Annotated in this window: 10 protein-coding genes and 1 pseudogene; all 11 read right to left on the reverse strand. The window is 39.6% G+C overall.

What is annotated here, in order from left to right; all coding sequences use genetic code 11:
• Positions 1-193 precede the first annotated feature (193 nt).
• The 11 genes and pseudogenes from OQ5_RS0117300 to OQ5_RS0117345 all read right to left on the reverse strand — a co-directional run bounded on the left by OQ5_RS0117300 (position 194) and on the right by OQ5_RS0117345 (position 23,906).
• A complete protein-coding gene (locus tag OQ5_RS0117300) occupies positions 194-3,778 on the reverse strand; it encodes a family 43 glycosylhydrolase (protein WP_016778690.1) in 3,585 nt (1,194 codons plus the stop codon).
• 285 nt (positions 3,779-4,063) lie between these two features.
• Positions 4,064-4,273 carry a hypothetical protein gene (locus OQ5_RS0117305; protein WP_016778691.1) on the reverse strand — a complete coding sequence of 70 codons (210 nt, stop codon included), beginning with the start codon at positions 4,271-4,273 and terminating at the stop codon, positions 4,064-4,066.
• A 3-nt stretch (positions 4,274-4,276) separates the two neighbouring features.
• Complete coding sequence (locus tag OQ5_RS0117310; RefSeq protein ID WP_016778692.1) at positions 4,277-6,478, reverse strand: endo-1,4-beta-xylanase; 2,202 nt, start codon at positions 6,476-6,478, stop codon at positions 4,277-4,279.
• A 20-nt stretch (positions 6,479-6,498) separates the two neighbouring features.
• The gene (locus OQ5_RS0117315) at positions 6,499-7,530 is read right to left on the reverse strand and encodes a DUF5627 domain-containing protein (protein ID WP_016778693.1); all 1,032 of its coding nucleotides are present in this window, start codon (positions 7,528-7,530) and stop codon (positions 6,499-6,501) included.
• A 30-nt stretch (positions 7,531-7,560) separates the two neighbouring features.
• Positions 7,561-9,348, reverse strand: coding sequence for a RagB/SusD family nutrient uptake outer membrane protein (locus tag OQ5_RS0117320; RefSeq protein ID WP_016778694.1), 1,788 nt, complete (start codon positions 9,346-9,348; stop codon positions 7,561-7,563).
• A gap of 32 nt (positions 9,349-9,380) precedes the next feature.
• Positions 9,381-12,254 (reverse strand): SusC/RagA family TonB-linked outer membrane protein, encoded by a 2,874-nt coding sequence (locus tag OQ5_RS0117325; RefSeq protein ID WP_016778695.1) that lies wholly within the window; start codon positions 12,252-12,254, stop codon positions 9,381-9,383.
• Positions 12,255-12,296: 42 nt separating this feature from the next.
• Complete coding sequence (locus OQ5_RS0117330; protein WP_016778696.1) at positions 12,297-14,237, reverse strand: RagB/SusD family nutrient uptake outer membrane protein; 1,941 nt, start codon at positions 14,235-14,237, stop codon at positions 12,297-12,299.
• A 13-nt stretch (positions 14,238-14,250) separates the two neighbouring features.
• Positions 14,251-17,421, reverse strand: a complete 3,171-nt coding sequence (locus OQ5_RS0117335) for a SusC/RagA family TonB-linked outer membrane protein (RefSeq protein WP_016778697.1) — start codon at positions 17,419-17,421, stop codon at positions 14,251-14,253.
• Between the two features lie 184 nt (positions 17,422-17,605).
• The gene (locus tag OQ5_RS25340) at positions 17,606-18,283 is read right to left on the reverse strand and encodes a hypothetical protein (RefSeq protein ID WP_369688202.1); all 678 of its coding nucleotides are present in this window, start codon (positions 18,281-18,283) and stop codon (positions 17,606-17,608) included.
• A 24-nt stretch (positions 18,284-18,307) separates the two neighbouring features.
• Positions 18,308-19,338 (reverse strand): annotated as a pseudogene (locus OQ5_RS25345) (glycoside hydrolase family 43 protein); the annotation flags it as partial.
• Positions 19,339-19,982: 644 nt separating this feature from the next.
• Positions 19,983-23,906, reverse strand: a complete 3,924-nt coding sequence (locus OQ5_RS0117345; RefSeq protein WP_016778698.1) for a hybrid sensor histidine kinase/response regulator transcription factor — start codon at positions 23,904-23,906, stop codon at positions 19,983-19,985.
• Between the last annotated feature and the right edge of the window lie 416 nt (positions 23,907-24,322).

Consider the following 24,322-nt stretch of genomic DNA (forward strand, 5'->3'; position numbering starts at 1 on the left):
TAAATTCTTTTCGATTTCAGATACTATATTTTTAAAATTGAATATAAATTCAATAGATCGTTAGATTTTTAGATACGAGACGGTTCATTAGTATAAAAAAATTAATGCTCAACTCCCCTATATTATCAGAAAAACGAAATGTTCAGTTCCCAAAAGGGCCTGAACATTTTGTTTATTGAAATCTGGTCTCAGATTAAAAAGTACCGTCCGCCACTATTTTTACATATCCTTTTTCCGAATTCCCCATAATATAGACTCCTGCAGGCAAGCCTGAAGTAGAATTTTTTCTTTTAACCCCGTTTCGGAGCTTTTGTCCCGTAACAGAATATACATCCACAATATCATCAGGTTTGATCTTTTCATAAATCACTTCCTGAATTGAAGTATTGTATTCATCGGAATTTGATAAAAACACATCATCAATAAAAATAGGACTTCCACCCAAAGACCAAAAACCGACAATATAAATATGCGATGGATCAACAGCTACTATTTGACCATCCACCTCTTTTTCCATTCGGTTAAGGTCAATAATTAATTCTGCTTCATTTTCAACATCATGGGTATATGGAGAAGACCAATAGCTATTCTCATCAAAAATACGGAAGGAGGCTCCATTTCCCGGAACTTCCTTTAACCTGACAACTAAATACTTATATCCGGACAAATCCAATCCGTTATCGTATTGCCAGCCACCGAAACCATACTGTCCTGTAATTAATTCGCCAGTTGTTTCGTCAAAAGTTCCGTTTTCCCATATAGAGGGATTAAATAGTTCATTGGTTAACGGAAAAGTGCTAACCACCACATTAAATTCAATGGTTTGTTGGTTTCCTACTCTGTCCTGGTAAGTCGCGGTAATATGACTCTCGCCGTTTTCGCCGGCAACAATTTGCCCGTTTACGATATTGACCACATCCGGGTTACTGTTCGAATAAGTAGCTTCTGTAGAAACATTTTCCGTATGCCCGTCCTGAAACAGGGCGGTAATTCTCAATGTCCTGCTGGTTCCCGTTAGCAATTGCATCTCAGTATTCTCCACAGAGAGGCTTTCGATTGTTAGCTGATCTTCGGTGAATCCGGAAAAATTGTCATCGTAGAACATCTCCTCGGTAAAAAATTCCTCTGTAGTAAACCAATCAATATCAACGTATCCACCTGTAGTCTCAGTTGCATAATTAAAGATGCAAAACTTATTTCCTGTAAAGACGGACAGATCGAAGGCCATATCCAATTCCTGTCCAAAACGGGTGTAGGTTTCATTATCAGTGCTGTAATAAAAACGGGCCTTACTGGTGCCATAATTGGCTACAGCACGCAGGTAAACAACTGTATCTTCCAATGCAATACCGGTTTCTATATTGCCATCGCTTTCTGTAATTAGTTTTCGCTCTCCGTCTGTCACGGTTACACCAATAAATGCATAGGGATTCTGAAAAACAGCCAGCCCGGCCACATCTCCTTCTTTCATATTGGCAACATGCATCTTAATGGTACCATACGAATCAACTCCTTCCGAATGATATCCAAATATCCTCTGCGTAAGTGTATTTCTAGCCTCGGGAAGTTCTGAAAACACATTAACTGTCTTTAAACGTAAAAAGCCCGCACGGTCAAACAAAGACCACCTGGAATTGTCCGGATTGTGATTCCAGCCCCATTGCAATCCAGGTTTATAATCCCTGAAATTGTCGTTAGTTGGCAAAACTTTTACAGGAAATTCACGCCCGACATCAGGCTTTCGATAAGTGGTAACGCCTTTTCCGTCTTCACCGATCTCCGGCCAGTTATCCACCCATGTAACCGGCTGCAGGTTGGGGAAACGACCGTAAGCACCTTTATCATAAAATAATATAGTCCACCATTCCCCGGTTTGCGTTTCTATCAAAGCCCCCTGATGGATATTGTCATCATCCAGAAGCAATTTCTCTTCGTAGGATCCGAATATATCAGTTGATCTGAAAGCAACCTGTGAAGCCGGCCATCCGCCATAAGTTGCATAAATGTAATAATACCCGTCTATTTTGTACATGTGACAACCTTCAAGTCCTTCATCGGGTCTTTCAATCACCGTCCGGTCCGCTCCCACTGCTTCAAAATTTTCATCCAGTTCGGTTATCTTGATGGTATTAATGCCATAAACCACATAAGTTTTACCATCATCGTCGAAAAACAGTCCGGGATCGTAGTAACTACGCGAAAGCTGCTCCAACGTCCACGGGCCTTCGGGATTGGTGGCTGTTAGCAGAAACCCGCCCTCATCCAGCGTATTAAACATGATGTAAAACTTACCGTCATTATATCTTAAACTTGATGCCCATTGTCCTCGAGCATACCGGTTTTCTCCGTTCAACAGGTTATAGGCATCACTCGATTCTATCATTTCCAGGGGATTGCTGCAATACTCCCAGTTAACGAGATCATAACTTTTCAGCAAGGTAGCACCCGGAAAGATATGCATTGTGGTACTTACCATATAATAAACATCATCCACGCGTATAACGTCGGGATCAGGAAAATCGGCATGTATCAAAGGATTGGTATATGTTCCGTCACCATTATCACTATGGGACTGATATTCAAACTCAGGACGAGGATAGTTTTCGTTGGCATAATCCCGAAACCAATGATAAACAGGCCAGGGACATGCTTCCGGGTCATTCAGGAATGTATAGGGTTCGCCATCAGCAGGGGCTTCATTGGTAAAATCTGCAAGCAAGTGCGGACTGGTAAAAAGCAACCAGCTAACATTGCCTGAATCATCCATTATTTTCTTGAAATTTGCTCCAAATCCATCTCCTCCGGCGGTTCCTGTTATTCCGGTTCCCCAGGATACATCCTCATATTTCCCGGGTGCCCAGTCCATTTCCGTTATCATAATTGGTGCAAAGTCAGAAACCGGCTTTACATTTGCATCCCACTCTCTTTTAAATACATCATAGCCATCAGCACTTCCAAACCAACCCGGATAAATATGAACGGCATAGCCGATATTCTCCCCCTCAATGGGATTTACTGCATAACCTTTATATTGAGACTGGTATCCCGAACCGGGAACCCATAAAACATTATGGAACCCATTTTCACGAATTTTATCTACAACAGGCTGGAAAATGTCTTTCAATGCATCGAAATGAGCCTGGCTATTGCTTCCAACACTTCCGTCAGCTAACTTAATTCTCACGGGCTCATTGGCAAGTTCAAACATGACCTCGTCCATTGCTTTGATCTTGGGATGAGATGAAACAATATCCCATACATTAAGTAAGTACTCTGCATAATTGTATTCATCGTTAACCCCTATTACTTCCGGACAAACGCCAGGAGGCCGGATAACTACATACAACCCTTTAGAGATAGCATACTCAGCCATGGGGACAAAAACCTCATCAAGATATTTTCTGAAGCGGGTTTCACTGAAACAATTGGGCAGTTCATGACCATCAGGCGTACAACCAGGTTCATTCGACCAGTAAGGGTCCATGTGTAAACGGATAAAATTCATTTTCCAACCGGCATCCAAAATATCATCAATGAGTCCCTGGTTGTATGTCAGGCATCCTTCCACATCATAATTATCCCAGTATTGTCCGCGTTCGTTAAACCAGGGACTGTATGTTTGAGCAAAACCATGCAGATTAACAGTGTTGCCATGGGTGTCTTTTAAATATCGGCCTTCCACATGCAAACGGGGTGTGGGCATACCTTCCCATGCGAAAACCATATCAACAGATAAAAAAAACACAAAACTTAAGAGTAGTAAAAATCTGGCATTCATAGTTCATTTTTTTAGTTGCCTGTAGCCTCTGGTACATTACCCCTTTTATTCAATAATTATTAGTTGTCTTTTTATCAACCATTAGTTTTCACTTATCAGCTTCCTGCTATTCTCAGCTATCTCCTTACGCTTCTGATTCAGATATTTTTTCATCATTGAGTGCGGTATAAAAAGCATATTTTTGTCAAAATCAAGGCGTTTTAAATTTTTGTACCGGAGTTAACTCGTTGTTAATGAGGATGCAAAATTTTAAAACAACACAGAGTTTGGCAACAAAGTTGCTTTTTAGACCGGGCTCATTATTACAACGACCTCCTTAAATTCAGGATCATTAACAACATTGATATTCTCATCGTAATCGAATTTATGGTCATAAAGCATTTGACCAACAACCTGATCATCAACGATACTTTCGGTATAGAAGCAAGCGACAAAAGAATAATAAAACTCCCCCCGGGAAGAACCGGGAGGAGCTGCTATGAAAAAAAAAATCAAAAATTACTCAGTCTCAACAAACTCTTCGCCTGCAAGTCCTTCAGCAAATCCGGCATAAGTATGTTTACGATAATCGAAGTCCTCTGTCCAGAGACCTATAGGCTCTCCACCTCTCCAGGATGAAGATGATGGAGGATCTGCAGGACTCCAATGTGCAATGCCATATCGCTGGTTTGCAGGAATAATTTCAAAATACTTTCGAATGATGAAATTATAGAACTCAGCCATTGCCATATGTTGTTCTTGAGTCACTCCATCATCTATCATTACAGCATCGCCGTTCTCATCCACCAGCCCCATATCCAGCTCGGTGATTTTCACCAATTTGCCGGTTTCTGCCAACAACTCATACATTTGTACAATATGCTCTTCCTTACTGGCTTGTGTTTCCGGATTCATATGGTATGAAACATGCATCTGCGTGCCAATGCCATCAATGACAGTCTCACCATCCGACTCCCATTGTTCAATCCAGTGGATCAAGCTTTTCAGCTTTTGGTTGTCATCCCAGTCAGACTCCAGATTGTAATCGTTGACAAATAATTTCATATCATCCGGGCCATATTCACGTGCCAGTTCCACAGCCGTACGTACATAGTTGTCTCCAAGATAGTCCTGCCAGTAGAAATTATTTTCAGGATCACCAGTGTCAGCCGATTGAAGGTCATAATACCCGTCACCATCGTTATCTGCACCTGAAATCGGTTCATTAACTACATCCCATGACTTCACATAACCATCGGTGGCTTCCATCATTCCAGCAATCCATTTGTCCAATGCATACGTTAAAGTATCAGCCTTCTCTTCATCTGTTAAGGGGATTTTATTTCCTGATTCTTCTATTTCAAAATAGATATCATCGAAATAATAGGTATTAGCTTCATCAAAAACAGCGAGGTTAAAAGCGATGGTGCTCATTCCGTCCTGTGCGGCATCTATTGTACCAGAGTAACTGTATTCCTGCCACTCGGTAGTAAAGTTAGGGCTTCCGACCATATACCAGATGAGGTATTGTCCAGGCTCGGCATGTGCCTGAGATTCCGAAGGGGCAGGTTTTTCAGCTCGAATCTTCATGCTGAAGCGATACTTTTCACCCTCTTTGAACACATGAGGAACCCTGACAAAGAACTGTGTGTCCCAAGGGTTTGTGGGATTATCACCAGACTGCACCACAATGGCTCTGCCAACACCGTCAGCACCGGTACCGGGTGCACCAACTGTGGCAGTTTTAGGACCATCTGTCATCTCAGTAGCAAAAAAGCAGGAAAGGTCATCACTTTCCACATCACTGTTGGTAACCAGATTGGTCCACCAAGAGATAGCGGCAGCCTCTTCATGCGTTACTTCTACCCAGTCTATCTCATAAGTTCCCACGTAATGTCCCGATTGTAGCATAACAAAGCTACTTTCTGCAGTACCAGTTAACTCTGCTGTCACTTCCTGCCATTCTTCAGTAAATGAAATTGTTGTATTTTCCTGGCCACCCCAGTCTCCCATTACCAAAGTAATATCTCCGGGAGTAGAGCCTTTTATGCGTAAAGTCACCTTATACTTGGTACCAACTTTGGTTGGAATCCCATCGGCAATATGAAATTGTACATCCCAAAAATTAGGTGTCGCTTCCTCATTGGTTACAACCAATATTTCATTCTCAACCACTGGATCTACATAGCTAGAAGACCAAAAGGTATATGCTCCTCCTAAATAATCTTCAGTTCCGTCAACTACCTCCACCGTTGCATCAGGATCAATATCAAGTTCTTTATCGGCGATGATGCTTTCAAGGTATTTTTTATTCTGCTGTGCATGCCAGACAAGGGTGTGTCCATAAATCTCAGTATTTGCTTCTTTGGCTGCAGAAACGAACTGAACAACCTGGGAAAAATCCATCGAACCGTCATCTTGAACAACAGATCCATATTTCATGGCATTTCCAGCGGTGATCTCATCGAAATTGGAATTTACAAGACTGTATAATGCTCCTTTTTCAGAATATCCACTTGCAGAAACTCCAGCCCCCAACTTAAAGTCTGGATTTTTATTGCGATCAACGTATGATTTCAATACGTCATATTCTTTTAAATATTCTTTCTCTGCAATACTTTTCGGCTTTGCTACATCATATTCAAGCATACTATTGTCTGCACAGGATGCCAACAATAATAATGCAATAGTGTATTGCCAGTATTTATTCAAAAGTTTCATATTCTTTCGGTTTAAAACGGTTAGTTAACACTATAAGAAGGACTGAACGTCTCTATTGTAACACCACGGTCACGAACCACCAGAGTATCTCGTGTCTGGTACTGTTTGATCTGGAAATCAATTTCATAGTCAAGATATAAGACATCGCGGTCTTTATTGCCCCAACTATTTTTATCGCCATCTTTTACAAATTCACCTGTTCCACTTGCAGTATAACCAGTTGTTCCTGATGTAATGGTACAATTATTATTGTCATCAAAAGTCAGAATCAACTCACAAGTCAATGTGTTAGTTCCATCTGTAGTACTTACAGGAAAAATTACAGAATTTAAAGAAGCTGTTTCCAGACTGACCACCTCGTCGTCCTCAACATATTCTTCATGCCTGACCTCAGTTCTAGTTTCGCCACCTTCAGTAATCACATCCTCACCTCGACGCAGGTAATTAGCATGCCAGGGATTGATGAATTTTACACAATAGAGGACAAAATCCTTGGGTTGAATTTCCCAGTCGGCAGCGTTAGTTCTGATGGGAGCATCAACCATTGGAACCCCCGAGAGTATAGAGTCTGCATTTGTAACACTATTCATTTTCAGTGGAATCACATAGGTGTTTTCCAGAGAATTTGGATCTGCAAAAAAGGCATCCGACAATTGTACTTCAACACCTCCCTCAAGTTCACCCTCCAGTGTTATCTTATTTGTTGCCAATGAGTAATAATCGTCAGGCATCGGTAGTACCGGAGTGGACCCTTCATCAAAGTACAAATTATCACACAATGCATCATCTACAGAAATATCTATTTCTATGTTTTTTTCATTTTCGTAAACGCCCCCCATAGTAGCATATATTTTACATTTATGCTCATTATCGAGGCTATTGTCATAGATATCTTCGCCCAACACTATTGTCCTTACCGGATATTGATAAGGAAAATAGACAGTGGTATATTCAAAATCAGGAAAATCCACGTCTTGGTTCTCACACGAAATCATCGTCAGCAATGCAAAGATTCCTGCAGACAATATCGATAAAATTTTAATCCGTTTCATATTTCAAGTATTTATCTTTTTATTAATCAATCAATTCCAACCCGCATTTTGTTCAAGATTATCCCATTTCAGAATTTCCTGATACGGAATTGGTCCATGATACATATAGTCTTTGTACATCCTGGGTTCAACATCAATTGTCTCATATTCTTTTCCTCCACCGGTTTCAGCAATTTGCATTCCAAGTGCTGTTTCATTTAACTTATTCAGTTCTACATTCCATCGACGTAAATCCCAGAAACGATGATTCTCGAAGCAGAGTTCCAGACGACGTTCATTACGAATCAGTTCACGCATTTGATCTTTACTGCCTGCAACTTCATCCAAATATGGATCACCATTACCATTCCCAACACCGGCTCTTTGACGGAGAGCTCCTATGACATCGTATGCCGAGTAGCCGTTTCCACCGGTACCTGTTGGTCCCCAGGCTTCGTTTGCCGCTTCGGCATAAGCCAGAAATATTTCAGTATAGCGGATACGGGCAGTGTAATGCTTTTGCTCGGTATCATACTCAGGATTGGGATTACAATCCGAACGTAAAAGTTTCCGTAGATAATAGCCTGTGCGGGTGGACAGCCCACTTTCACGGTTTATCGCATCTTCATTATCTCCATAAGTACCGGTAACAACCACAGCATCGTTAGGTCCTTGCGTACTTTCATTAATTACGATGTAATTTGTTAAACGAGGATCGCGATTATCATAAGGGGAAGAAGCATCAAAATTACTTGAAGGATGGTTAATGGGATATCCATTAGCCATGGGGAAAGCATCCACCAGATTCTGGGTGGGATTCACCCGCCCATTTCCGTATTGTGAAGGTGGAAAATTATCAGTCTCTAAATCATTGCTTTGACTAATATCACTTCTCCATATAATCTCAGCAGGAGTAACCCCGGATCCCAAGCCATCAATTTCACCGGTATTGGCAAACCATGTCCAACCGTCATCATCCATACCACTAACTCCATTTATACGATCCAGCACAATTGCGGCATAGTTTGCGGCATCTTCCCATGTCATTTCTGTTCCGTCAGTGTATGAAGGACTTGCTGCCAAAAGTGCAACCTGTGACCGCACGGCCTCCACAATACGACCGGAAATGCGTCCCCGCATGTGATTGCCATTTACCCGATTATAATCACTGGCATTGGTTACTCCTAATTCCTGATATTTCTGTGGAACTTCTGAATCTGACACATCACCATAATCCAGAGGTAACAATTCCAGGGCTTTATCAATATCAGCCATTATCTGCTCTACGCATTCCTGAAATGTATTCCTGGGGACATTAAATTCAGAGTCTTTATCCTCAGGTTCTGTAACAATCGGTACGCCAAGTAAACGACCATCTTCGGTCCATCCGCCATGAGACAATAACAGATGATACATCTGAAGGGCCCGTAAACCATAAGCTTCGCCTTTTAAACGATCGTTAAACATTGTCCTTATCACTTCATCTTTTGCCCAAACAACATCATCGGCATTGGCCAAGAAAATATTCAAATATTGAATGGCATTTCTCCGCCCTTGCCACTGTGATGTCGGATTGTTGTCAGACGACCAGGAGCCGGTGGCCATACTTAAATAATCATTTTCAAAGTCATTGGTCACAGCATCATCGGTCGCCAAATCACTATTGGGCGAATTCGAATAAGGAAGAAGAATATATGCATTCGCAAGTATGCCCTGGGCATACGTTGGTTCCTGATGCATTGCATCAAGCCCCCGAATGTTCTCTATTTCCGGAGTAAAAACATCCTGACAGCCTGTAACCAGGAACAATAGAACTAAAATTTTAATAATATTTTTCATAGCTTAATTCCTAATTTGATATTTTTTCATTTTTAGAATACTGCTTTTACACCCAGATTATAAAACCTTGTTTGAGGTGCATTCGTTACCTCCATTTCCAGGGTCTCGCGCTCGGGAGAGATGGTCAACAAATTGGATCCACTAACGTAAGCAGATAATTCCTTGAAAAAGATATTCTGTAACAAACTTTTCGGTATATCATAAGTAATCTGAACTTTAGCTATATTGAACCGGTCGGTGCTGTATAACCAGAAGTCAGAGTTTCTGAAATTATTACTTCCACTTTGCGTCGTTAACCTGGGATAGGTTGCTGAACCTTTTGTTTCCTCTGTCCAACGGCCGCGAACAACTTCTGAATATTTCCGATCACCGTAAACCCAATGATAGTTGTCATCTTTCATGGCATAAGCGCCAAAATAACCTGTTCCTAATACAAAAAATGTTAAATTATCCCACTTAGCAGTTACGTTTACACCCAAAGTAAAAGGATTACCATACCAGCCACCTTTACCAAGAAAAACCTCATCCCTGCTATCTATAACATTATCATTGTTCTGATCTACATACTTTATGTCTCCGGGTTTTACTGTTCCACCAAAAGTTTGTGTAGGTGAATTGTCAATATCTGACTGATTTTGGAAAAACCCGGCCGATTCAAGCCCCCATATTCCGTCAACAGCTTTGCCCTGACGTTTCTGATAATCATACTCATAATTCGTATCATCGCGTCGAGTGGCTTCAGTTGTATAATAAGTCCCTGACACCCCAAGTGTCAAATCAACGTCACCGAGGTCTTTATTATAATTCACACTAAAATCTATACCCATTCGCTGATCATTATTATAATTAACGTTTGGTACAAATGATGCTTCGGGATAATAAGTGAAAAAATAATTCGGATATAAACCCATAGGCTGAGTAACCATCCCTTCCATGGAGTTCATAAAGAAAGAAGCATCGGCATTAATCGTGTTTTTCCATAATGAAGTTCTCAAGTTTGCCGATAGTTCTTTCCGCTTAATAAAAGTCAAATCTTCATTTTCACCTTGTATGGCATTTGTTGATCGCTCTGCAGCCCCATCATACCAACCCCACCAGGCGCCATCAGACTGATTAAAGCTTCCGGCATATTCATAATGCCCATCAATACTCATATCGGTATGAAGAACACTTCCTGAGACGCTCAATATAAGATCATCAATTACTGATGAATTAGAAAGGAAATTTTCTTGTCCCATTCTCCACCCCAAGGTTACCGAGGGAGAGAAAGCATTTCTATTCCCTTCAGCAAATTTGGCCGAGTGAACAATTGCTCCGGCTAAATCGGTATAATACTTATTTTTAAAATTGTAACTTAACTGAAGACCCAGATTAGCATTGGCTGTATTGTGATAAACGCCTGACTCTGCTTGTTGGTAGCCTGTAGCCACCAAAACAGCCGAAATATTATGGTTATTATTTACCGTAGTTGAGTAATCAAACCACCCGGAAAAAGCAATCGTCTGACGGTAGTTTTCATCACTAAAATCAGGATTTCCCGATTTTTCATCATTGCCTTCTTTTTCCAATTCACCAATAACATCATCGCCATTGTAATTATACCATCTTGGAATATAAACAGCATATTCATTCTCATACGCAGAGGTAAAAGATGTTGCATAATCTACAGCAAACTGTGTATGGAAAGAAAGACCTTGTAAAAAATTTTGCAAGTCGAAATCAATGCCTGTATCGAACTGAAACTGACGATTTTTCCATTTATTATAACCTCCGGCATAAGAATCTGCGAAAACATTCTTATTATCTACTTGTGTCCCTGCAAGAAAATATTTCCCATCAATAATATTGCTGCTATTATTGACCAATGACAAAGCACTTAAGGCATTCCCATCGATATAACTTAGCGGAACCAGTGGAGCTATCCGGTTAGGGCGCATTGACGCTGCATAGGTCCAATAATTATCAACATTTTCATCATCGTCGGGATCACTATCAGTATAATTGATACCTCTGGATGTATAAAATGTTGCATTGGCATTAATATACGCATCAATAAAATCATTTAATTTCACATCAACATTCCCACGTACATTTAATCGCTCATCATAATTATTGGCAGCCTCACCAAAGTTAAGGAAATCGCCCTGCCGATAATAGCCAATATTAGTATAATACTGAGCTCGCTCATTTCCACCTACTAACTCGGTTAATATATCTGTACGGTTATAGGCTTTCTGAAGGTAGTCTGAAGAATAAAAATCCACATTAGGATAACGATATGGATTACTTCCTGATGCATGATTATAAATGTCTTCCTGACTGTACAGGGGGTCTCTTCCATCGTTGACCAAAGCCTCATTATAGAGTGTCATATATTCGGCTGAATTTAGATACTTCGGATAACTTTTCGAAACATGAAATCCGGTATTAACACGAACATTAACCTGAAGCGGCTGAGCTTTTCCACGTTTTGTTGTGATATAAATCACACCTTTTGCAGCACGACTTCCATAAAGAACAACAGCCGAAGCACCTTTAAGAAAAGTAATATCTTCAATTTCACTTGGCAAAACATTATCAGCATCTCTGGGAACACCATCTATGAGCACCAGCCGATCATCCATCCCCCATAATAAATTGCCGTTCCAGCCACCGATGTAGCCCTCCATATTTTCCAAACTATAAGTATGATAATTTTTATTCATCAAATCTTCTACATCGACTACAGAAACACCTCCTAAAAGGTTACTTTTGGCAACCTCTCTAAAGGCAACCTGAACCAGGGTATCCTGTTTTACTTTATCTATCGTATCAGTTTCATTTTCTGCAGTTGTTTGTGCCTTAATAAAGAAGGGCAACAAAACAAACGACGCAAATAAAATGAATCCTATTTGTATATGTTTCATTGTTTATTTCTTTGATAAATTACACTATATTTCTTTAATGAATTACCATCCGGGATTCTGGCTGAACTCAGGATACATAGAAGTATCCGAAATCTTAAGAGGAAGCCAATAGTGTTTTTTCCCGAACTGACGGGTCAATATCACTTTTTCACGGAAATTGGCAACTTGTGCATCGCGCGGATCATTGTCCTCATAGAAAGAATCATCTTCAACCCGCTCGAACTCCTGAGATGTTTTAATATTATAAGGCTCTTCTGTTAACAACAACCATCTCCGTAAATCATTAAAACGAAATCCTTCGAATGCCAATTCAACTGCTCTTTCTCTGCGCACTTCATCCATAAACAATTGTGGATCGCCAGTAAACTTTGCAGCCACATGACCAGCACCTACGCGGTCGCGAAGAGTATTAATGGCATCTTCAGCCGTTTTTGAGAAGTTAGAAGCACTGTATGTTGCTCCGCCGGCTGCTGCACAAGCCTCGGCATACATTAAATAAATATCGGCTAAACGCATATAGGGCAAGTAAGTATGAAGATTACCAGACCAGTTGTAGGCTCCATCATACTTATTAGCAGTATGAGGGACCAATTTTTGATAAAAATATCCTGTACGACTGGCATTGCTTACTTGCCGCATGGGACCGTCCGTATAAAGACTGGCATATCTAAGGTACTCCATATCCTCTGGCATAGAGCTATTCACGTACTGAAAACCATCAAATACAATATCATGATAGAACCTTGGATCGCGATTTTGAAATGGATAATTGGGATCAAACCCTGATTCGGGATCATCCAATGGCAAGCCATTTTCCATCCCATATAGATTCACATAATTGGCTGTTGGCTGATGAATTATATTATCATGCTCAACAAGTCCCTGTACTTTTGGTCCAAAAGTCTTTGTGGTGTTCCAGTTACTACCATTAGCATCAGGAGAAGGACCGCGAAAAATAGCTTCAGTCGAACCTGGCATCAACCAACCTTGTCCTGTAGTATAAAATATATCACTGTATTTTGTATCTGCATCGGACTCATGATTATATATATCCTCATAATCAAATTCGACCAGAGCATATTGAGTTTGGCCGCTTTCAACCAGACTCAATAATTCGCCAAAAGCTTCTGCAGCTTGTGTACAATAATCTACATCGTAATTATAGGTGTTTCCACCCCCGGTTTCAGCCCCATTTTTCATTAGAGGACTTCCTGCCCACAAGTAATTTTTACCTAAATAACCAAGTGCCATTATCTTGTTAACACGAAGTTGATTTTTGCCTGGTGTCTGACTACCTGGTCCTGTGTTGTCCCAATTAACAGGTAACAAATCTGCTGCTTTACGAAAATCAGAGCCAGCCATGTCGGCACACTCCTCATAAGTCAAACGCGGTTCAGAGAGCTGTTCTCCAGCCGGCAAAACTTCATCAATATATGGCATACCTCCAAAATACTGCATTAACTGAAAATGCCACCATGCTCTGAAGAAATACAACTGACCTTCGATCAGCGCAATTTCTTCCTGGGTAGCCTCTGTTAATTTATCCAGATTGGCCAAACCAATATTAGCCTTGCGAATAGAATACCATGCATGCGGCCATATGGCATGATCAAACTTATTTGTGGAAGAAGGATCGGCATTATCTTTGTCCAACCAGCTACCATTTTGAGCCATTCTGCCTGCCTGCCAGGCCCAGAAATTACCAATATCGACCTGATGCACCATGTGCCAGTCGGCCTCCGGATTCATAATCTCATCATCTCCCCAGTTCCAGGAAGTTGTCCAATATGATTTTTGTTTGTCGGGAATACAATTGTATATCTCTTCAATGAATCCCTGAAAATTCTTGAAATTCTTAAACGCCTCTTCCTCAGACACAATTGCCTCTTCTCCCTTTTCCAAATAATCTTCACAGGAACTATTTCCGAAAAGCATTATGAACAATATGCCTCCCCACAAAAATGCTTTATATAATTCTTTCATTGTCTTCATATTTTTATAATGTTATTTTGACACCAAGATTGTATCGTCTCATCATAGGATAAGCACCCTGACCACCTGCCCCGGCAAAGTTTGACTCCCGGTCGTCAGGCATATCTGACCATACCCAAAGATTGTTACCATTGATGAAAACTCTCAACGAATTAAAGCCAATCCTCTTAATCCATCCACTGTTATCGAAAGTGTATGCAATTTCTGCATTCTTTAAACGGATATAAGACCCGTCAAACAAAAATTGAGTGCCGGAATGGTAGCTTGGAGTAGACATCCAACGGGGAACGACAACATCGGCATTCGGATTGTCCTTCGACCACCACGAGCCCAGGTCATATACAGTATTTAATTGACTTCCAAAACTATTAAGCGGAACATATCGCGTCACATTATTAACACCATAAAATTGTACAAAACCGCTAAACCCTTTCCACTCAAAACCAACTGTCGCATTATAGGTGTTTTGCGGTGTACCCGAATAACCATAAGGGATTTGGTCTTTACTGTCAATTACGCCATCGCCATTGAAATCAATAATCTTATAATCACCAACCAATTTCTCTCCGTCATTTGTATCATGAGGTGTTGTTGCATATAGCTCATCATAGCTATTAACAAACCCTGCATCTACATGTGCCCTGTTCTGTCCAATACTATAGCCGGCATCTTTCTGATAATCGGGCAACAACTGAGGTTCTTCCATTTTAATGATCTCATTTTTTGCGTGAGTCATACTCATGTTCGCCCATAAACGCAGCCGGTTAGGAAGAACTTTATTGATACGTAGCTCTGCTTCATAACCTTTTACCTCTACTTCTCCAAGATTAGCAGCAGGAGGATCTGCTCCGAAGTAGGATGGAACTGAACGGTCTTCTCCTGAAATGAGTACATCCTCACGCCTATCTTTGAAGATATCGATGCTTCCGGCAAACAGACCATCAAAAAAGGCAAAGTCTGCACCATAGTTTAACTTCTTCACAGTTTCCCAACGAACATCAGGATTACCTATCGATGCAACTCGATACCAGGTATAAGGACTTTCACCCTGGTTCATATCCATTGATGTTTGGCCACCATATTCCCATACTGTTCTGTACAATCCCAGTGCATTTCCTATGGATGAATCATCCCCAATCTCACCGTAAGAAGCCCTCAGTTTTAACATATCGAGAAAACCGATTGACTGCATAAAAGATTCTTCAGATATCATCCAACCAACAGCTCCTGAACTAAAAAAAGCAAAACGGTATTCAGGGCCAAATTTATCGGATCCATTATATGCACCATTATATTCCAAGAAATACCTGGTATTGTAATCATAAGTAGCCCGGAAAGCCCAGTCTTCTCTCTTAACCGGGATAAATCCAAAATAATCTGCAGTATTCTCTTCACGAGAAAAAAGGCCCATCCCTGTCAGGTTATGATTTCCAAAACTACGAGCCCAGTCTAACTGTAATTGATAGTATAGTTTCCGTTGATCTAAACTGGCAGAACCTGCTTCAATATTCCACAATACAGACTGCATATAGTCAAATTTGTTATTAGCCTCATAGTCCTGCTTAAAATAAACATCTCCAGTTTCAGGGTCAATCCACTTTTGTTGCGGATCGTTGTAAAGGTCATTAATGCCCCGATTTGTTTCAACAAAAGTATTATCCCATGCTATTAATCCCTTAAAATTCAGGCCTTCTGTAATAAAATCAAGCTTCTGCTCAAGAGTGAAATCAGTATTGATCCGTGTAGTAGTTGTTGTCATACTTCCGGCAACAGCCAAATTCATAGCCGAATTCGATACATTCGAGATATCGGGATAATACCCCCACGATCCATCAGAATACTTAGGAAGAAACACATCGGGAGCGATATTATATGCACCTGCCCATTGCTGAGCAACTGCCCAGTCGGAAGAATTCGTCTGCCCCCAGGGAGATTTTTTCGCCCCGTTTGACCCAGCTATATTAACCTTAAAAGTAGTACTTCTGGTAATCTCAAAATCTAGATTACTTCTAACATTCAATCGGTTATAGCCATATCCCGATTCATAATTACGACCATTGTCCCATACATTAAAAAGATCGCCTTCATGAATAAAGTCTGCAGCGGCGTAATATTTTACAAAATCAGTACCTCCACTTACACTTAAATTGGCATTATACGACATGGCATAATCCTTAAATATAGCATCCTGCCAATCGACATTAGGATAACGCTCTCTCTGAGCTACGGTTGTTTGATTTCGATAGTTTTCGATAACTGACTGAGGAGTCATGTAATCCCATGAATCAGGGTTTAAAGACAATTCATGCTCAACAGCAACATTCCTGGCCATCAGAGCATCATAAGAATCGTATTTATTAGGGAGTTTCGATGGGGCTTTCAGTGTCACATCTCCACCTACGTCAATACGTGCTGAGCCTTTTTTACCCCGTTTGGTAGTTACAAGAATAACGCCATTGGCACCTTTTACACCATAAACGGCAGTAGCCGAAGCATCTTTTAATACTGAAATACTTTCAACAGAGCTTATATCCACACTACTCAAAGGACGTTCGATGCCATCTACCAAAACAAGAGGTTCACTATTATTCCAGGTACTGGCGGAACGAATCAAAATTTGCGGGTTTTCTTCTCCTGGCATTCCGGAGCTGGACATAGTAATAACTCCAGGAAGATTTCCTGTCAAAGCAGCTCCAACATTGGGAACTCCGGCTGAACGCTCCAATACTTCGCCTGTGGTTTGAGTAATGGAGCCTACAACACTTGCTTTCTTTTGTTGACCATAACCGACAACTATCACGTCGTCCAAAGCAATTGACGAACTACTTAAAGTTACTGTAACGTTGGTCTGAGTACTTACATCTATTTCCTGGGTATTCATCCCAACAAAAGACACCACAATAACATTTTCATCATCAGGGATTTCCAGCGAAAAACGCCCTTCCATATCCGTAACACTTCCATACGACGTATTACCCTTAACTACTACTGTTGCCCCAGGTATCGGTTCATTATTATCGTCAAGGACGATCCCGCTAACCGATTTCATATCCTGCGAGTAAACAGCAAAACTCAAACAAAACATTATCAGTAACAAAACGCCCTTCGGGTTGAAGCTCAACCTTATTAAGGACCAGCGATTTGCCTGATATACATTCTTATCAATTTTTTTCATTGCAATTTTGGTTTATTTTCATTTACAATTCTAATTTGTTATCAGGATAATAAATGTATCCAGTTGCTAAGTAACTTTTTTTCAAATCCGATGTCGTCAAAAAAGGAATGACGAGAGTTACAATTATTTTTCATAGCCTTTTCTTTTTAGGTTTAACATTAAAATTTTCATAATACCTTGATTCTTAATTATTCTTTGTGGCATACATCCCTATTGTTGTTCCGGTAAATCCCCACGAATTGTCAGTAGATAAATAGTGTGCATCCACATCACCAATGAACAGTTCCGGTTCATTATCGCCCAATGAAAAATAGAAATCCCATAACTTTCCCCTGGAATGTATTTTAAAAGTTATGGGGTTATCTTCACTATTAATTAAGGAAGCAGCCAGTACTTCTGTGTCTTCTCCTGATATTTTCTCGAGTGCAACTCTCTCTTTTTTACCTTTTTTGCTGATTGAAAGGAAATATTGATGCGCCTCATCTTTGAAAAGCAAAAGTCCGGCAGCATCATTGTCATTGCCGGGATTAAAAAAAAGTTTTGCGGAGCATTCAAACTTGTGGTGCTGAATCCGGCGACAAACAAATGCAGGGGTTTTTCTTTCTGTAGTTTTTATGTCACTAAATTCGAGGGATAAAAATCCCGGATTTTCGGTAAGAGAATAAAGTTCATCAGCCGGGTTTCTTAATGTCATCCATTCGTGTCCAAGATTAGGAGAGTTAAAATCATCCTTAATTTCAAAATTTCCGAAAGTGATGCTGTCTTTTCTCTCCACTCCCTTTTTCCTGACAATCATTGGAATTAATTCATTTCCTTTCGTCATGTAAGGGAAGCCATCATCACTCCATCTGACCGGCATCATAAATGTTTCACGCCCAAGGTTTTCAAATTCACCATTGATAGGGCGGCAAGCCAAAAAGACAGACCACCACTTTCCGTTCTTATCTTCAATAATATCGGCATGGCCGGCACTGGTGACAGGCATCCTCCGATTGGGGTCCAGATGTCGTTGTGTTAAAATGGGATTATCTTTCCATGGCTTAAACTTACCCATTGGAGAATCTCCTTTAAATATAACCTCCCTGTGATCTACGGAAGTACCCCCTTCAGCACACATCAAAAAATATTCTCCGTTTATTTTGTAAAGATGCGGGCCTTCAATCCAAACAGGTTTTTCTTCAATATTGACACCGCCATTGACCAACATCTTACTTTCGCCTATGGTTTCTTCCTTCGCCACATCAAATTCATGTATTCTGATGGCACGATGACCTTCGTATAAAACATCTCCATCAGGAGCATCATTGTTCACGATGTAAGCTTTCCCGTCATCATCAAAAAAGAAAGAAGGATCGATTCCTCTTACATCGGGCAACCAAACAGGGTCTGACCATTTACCAAAAGGGTTTTTCGTTTTAACAAAAAATTACCTTTCCTGATATTGGTAGTAATCATATAGTAAGTCTCATTATGAGGATTGTAACTAATCGCAGGTGCAAATATTCCCTCACTTACACGCTGACCATCTAACTCAAGTTGAGACTTTCGATCCAAAATATGTCCGGCTTGTCTCCAGTTAACCATATCCTTACTATAAAAAAGAGGAACACCCGGGAAGTACGAAAATGAAGAAGTGACCAAAAAATAATATTCTCCGTCCGTACAAATACTCGGATCGGAATACCAGCCAGGAAGGATTGGGTTATAAAAATAATCCTCGCCGGGAAGAGGATTGTTCGTATAAAAGTCGTCCTGGCCTTTATAGTGGAAATAATCGAAATTAGCAGCTGCTTTATCAGAAATAATTACTTTCGTTCCCTCACTGTCAGTACCCGCAATGTTGCATGCCCCAATAACTATAAACAACCCGCCAATAATGGCAGCCTTCATTAAAACATTTAATGTTTGTTGTATCATTTGCGTCCCTTATTAAATAGTATTGCCAATTTGCAAACAGGAATCTGCAAAATTTTATCGGCCTTAACATTTCAATACATTTCACAACAAAAGTAAATGGGACTTTTTTTAAGGTATTTTAATTTTAGATATACAATTTTAAATTTCAGATATTTTTACCAATAAACTGAAATACTGACTTTTAATCAGTGATGAAAGTAAAAAAACAAAAATGTAAGTGTCGGATACACCCTTTTTAATTTCAGATATGCAATTTCTAATTTCAGATACACAAGAAATAAGAATACTTTGGTATCAAAAACTATATCAATCACTTAAATAGAAATATAGAAGTTGGAAGTAAAATTAAATCAACCCTATTATCATTGGTAAGATTTGTTAATTTCTGAAAATGAAGATTGGAAAAAGTGACTTTTATGAGTGGACGGATGTATTGCCCTTTTAATTATCGTTTATAAAACTGGCAAAAATTTTTACAATATGTGAAGGCTTCTGAAAAAGCTAATTGTTTACTCTTTGAGAACTCCGTGAAACTCTCCTTAAGGAGTCGGGTAAGTTTTTAGACAGTCTTTTACAAAAATTACCTCGAGATGAGTCTTTGGGCGGTAAGCGTAACACAGGAGATGGTACTTTATGGACAGACACTATTTAGCATTCAAAATGTCTGTAGGTAATTTTCCGTAAAATTTTTTAAACACTGTGCTAAAATATCCAAGACTCGAGAAACCAGCTTTCTCGCTAATTTCAGTAACAGTATGCTCTCCAGATTGGAGTAACTCAAGTGCATAATTAAGCCGGACGGACTTAATAAAATCGGAAGGAGATTGATCTGTCAGTGATTTCACCTTTTTATAAAGTAAAGAAGAGCTGACATTCATCTCAAAAGCAAATTCATCTTTGCCAAATTGTGGATTTGAGATATTTGATTTCACTACTTCCAAAGCTTTTTTGACAAACTTATCATTGAGTTCATTCTCTATTATTGGACCGTTGCTTTCACGATCAATTAATTTCAAAGCTTTCTCCCGTATGGTTTTGCGATTCAAAACAATCGACTTAATCCTTCCAATCAAAAGGCTAATGTCGAAAGGTTTGGTTAAATACGCGTCAGCACCTAGACCCAATCCGTGCAATTGCTCAGCCTTTTCAGTTAATGCCGTAAGCAGGATCAAAGGAATATGGGAAGTATCATACGTAGATTTAATTTTCCTGCACAATTCGAATCCATCCATTTCGGGCATCATAATATCCGAAACAACTATATCAGGAAATTTTTTTGTTATCAACTCCCATGCCTCTCTCCCGTTGGATGCAGAAGTCACATTAAACTCATCACTTAAAGAAACTTCCAGGAAGTTTTTCAACTTTTCATTGTCTTCCACAATGAGAATGCTTAAACTCTTTTGTTTGCCGGTATTCTCTTTAACCACAATGGTATCCGATGCATTATCAGCTGCGATATGGGATTCAGATTCCACAAAACCTTTTTCACTGACAGGATACCCCGACAGTTTTCTTCGCAAAGGGATCTCAATTTTAAAGGTTGATCCTTCGTTTTCACGGCTTAAACATGTAATGCTCCCACCATGCTTTTCCACATAATTCTTAACCATTAACAACCCGATTCCCGAACCAATAACTTCAGAATTAACTGCATTTTCACTACGATAGAATTCTTTAAAAAGCTGCTTTTGCCCTTTCTGACTTATTCCTATGCCCTGATCTTTTACCGTCATTATCCAGGTCTTCTTGTTGCAACTGAAATTGATAATTACCGTTCCCCCTTCGTGAGAGTATTTTATGGCATTTGATATTAAGTTATCCACAACTTTCTCTATCATCCCCGAATCTATAGCGGCGATGCAACTTTGGGGCTCCGGGTAAAACAAAAGTTGAATGTTCTTTTTCTGCGCATACGTTTCAAACATCATTTTTCTTTGCCCTATCAAGTCAACTACATTTACAGTTTTGAGGTTCAATTGTTCCTTTCCCTTGTCAAACTTTTGAAAATCCAGAAGCTGTGTGGCGACTTTTGAAAGATTATTGATTTGTTCAACAGCCAGGTTTAAATAGTATTTTCCCTTTTCAGATAATTTGGCTTCTTTACGGATTCCTTCAACCGGTCCACTAATCAACGTCAGAGAAGTACGGATTTCATGTGCTGTATTGGCAAAGAATCGGATTTTTTCCTCAGAATGCAATTGTTGAATCAAATTAATGTGATATCTGAAAAAGAAATAAAAAATGGCTGTAACAAACAATGTACCAAACAAATAAAACCACCAGGCTTTCCAAAAAGGCGGTTTGATTTTTATTCCAATGCTCCGTTCATCCATTATCTGGGACAAAGAATTATTATGTAGTCGTATCTTTAGCTCAAACTCACCACTTGGTAAATTGGCAAACGTGAGCAACCGGTTTGAAGTAGGAGCACTCCAGGCCTCATCAATGCCTTCTATCTTCCACGAAAATTTTGATTCGGAGGCCGAAACCCCAATTGGTAACAACTCAAAAGTTACTGTGTTTTGATGATAGGCCAGGGTAATTTCATTTAAACTGTCCACCGGTGTTTTCAAATCAAAAACAGTACTGTCTCTTATTGTCTTACCGGATACTACAATGTCCTGGAAAAATATAGTTCCTTCAGTTTTATGTGACCGAAGAAAGTTTGGATCGAACATGATAGCTCCATCATTGGTACCCCATATCAATTTGCCATCACTCAACCGACATGACGCATCCTGATTAAACGAAGCATTTGCTAACGGAATAATGGAAGAATAGGTTAAAACATCCTCCTCGTCAGGATTAAATCGACATAAACCACTCTCAGTTCCTAACCATAAATAACCATCGGAATAAATAACACTGTTAACAAAATTGGAAGGCAATCCGGAATCTATAGTGTATTTCTTAATGATTCCTTTTCGCACATTGTAACGAATAAGACCACCCCCACTGGTTGCACACCAAATTTCATTTTCACGAATCAAGATATCATGAATAATATAACCATCCAACAAGGTTTTGACTGTTCTATTTTGTTTATTTAACAGAACAAGACCGTAAGAACAGCCTAACAGCATTTCTTCTGAATTGTACTCTCTGATTACATAAACAGGCTGAGTACCATACTCCTGAAATTCATCTACTTCGGTATCGTAACGAATTACATTCTCAACAACACCAACAATCCATATATCTCCCTTAGCATCTTCTGTAACATCGAAAATAAAATCGCCAAACCGATCCGCCTGGCTTAACCGTTTTATTTCCCGGCCGGTATCGCCATCAAAAACAAAAATTCCCGACGACCAGGTTCCAGCCCATATATTCCCCCTGGTATCTTCATAAACGGAAAGAAAAACCCTTGCCTGATCGGTTTCGTTTTCATAAAAAGACGTCCATTTATCAGAGCTTACATTCCATTTACTGATACCGTTATTTGTTGCAAACCACAGATTACCGTTCCGATCCTCAAATACATCATTTACCGTATTATTAACCAAAGAATTAGAATAATTGATCTGATGCTTTATTTGGGTCACCATTGAGTTAGATTGTTCAAAAAAGGAAACCCCGCCACTATATGTACAGACCCACACACGTTGATTCCTGTCGCTGTAGATATCATAAACACCGTTTCCGGAAAGAGAAGAAGGATTGTCAACATCTTCACGATATACATTGAGTACTCGTGTACCTTCCCTGTTCAGTTCCCACAGACCCTGACCATCAAATCCCAGCATAACAGTACTATCGGTATTAGCCTCAATGGCAAGAATGGGATGGTCGGGAAGTCTTTCAATATCAGCCCTTCTCATGATACTATCTATTGCATTGTAAAAAAACAAATCGCCAGAACTTGTACCAATCCAAAGATTCTTCATGTCTTTATCATAGAACAATTCAGACACGTTAAAAGAGTTAAGATCATCATTCTTACATAATCTTCTCGTCTTACCGTTTCTGCTGTCCATTTCCCAAATTCCATCACCTCTTCCTAAAAATATCATATCTCGATTACTTTCATTCCATTCTATATGCTGCTCATTTATTTCTCTTTTAGTCAGTAATATTAGTTTCCCCTCATTCGTATATTTATATAATCCTAAAGAAGATGCGATGAAATAAGTCCCGTTCCCATCAACCAGGACGTTTTGAACCACAACATGTGTGCTATTCATTATCTGTCTTATATCACAAACAAGATTAAATTCATCATATAAGGGGTCATATTGAAAAAACTGACCATTATTAGTATAAGCAATCAACTGGGAATTCTCATATATCAAATTAACAGTAAGAACATCAGTAGTAACATACGGCAAAAGATATTTACGGTGATCATCCTTCGTTAACCTCAAAATCCCGGTCTTCGAGGAAATCCAAATAAAGCCTTTGTCATCTTTAGTTACAGAATTGGCTCCGCGAAGCGAGGTACCGTATAGATTATTAATATTATAAAATATTCTATTCTCGGGACTTGCAATAGAAATATTTGAAAATGTGCACACCAAAATTGCAACACAAGTAAATATTTTAATTTTCCTGTTTATGGCTTTCATCAGTATAAAATTAGTCTAAGTTATTGGTCTGATGGAACTCGCATGATTGGGTTTATACATCTTCTCTTGTGACAAACCTTGTCATGCTCGTTTCATTCGTATAAAATTTAATTTTTAAGGTCTAATGGGACTCGCATGTAAGGATTTACAGGTTATTTATTGTGGTTTGTCTTGCCAAACCTTTCATCTTAAATCTAACAATCTGTTAAAACAAGCTTTGCCACGTTTGTTTCAACATTAACCAACTGGCCGGCAACGAGAGGCCAATCATCCATGATCGAAATCGAGGGAAAATGAAAACGCACATAACAAGGACGGATACATATCCTTGTTCCCTTAAAGAAGCACCAAGTAATCGCTACCCTTAACATGATTGTTTTATCCCAAATACTCGTTTCATTAAATGTGTTCAAAAA

Source organism: Anaerophaga thermohalophila str. Valhall (genome assembly GCF_000250735.1).
In the GTDB taxonomy this organism is placed as follows: Bacteria; Bacteroidota; Bacteroidia; order Bacteroidales; family Marinilabiliaceae; genus Anaerophaga; species Anaerophaga thermohalophila_A.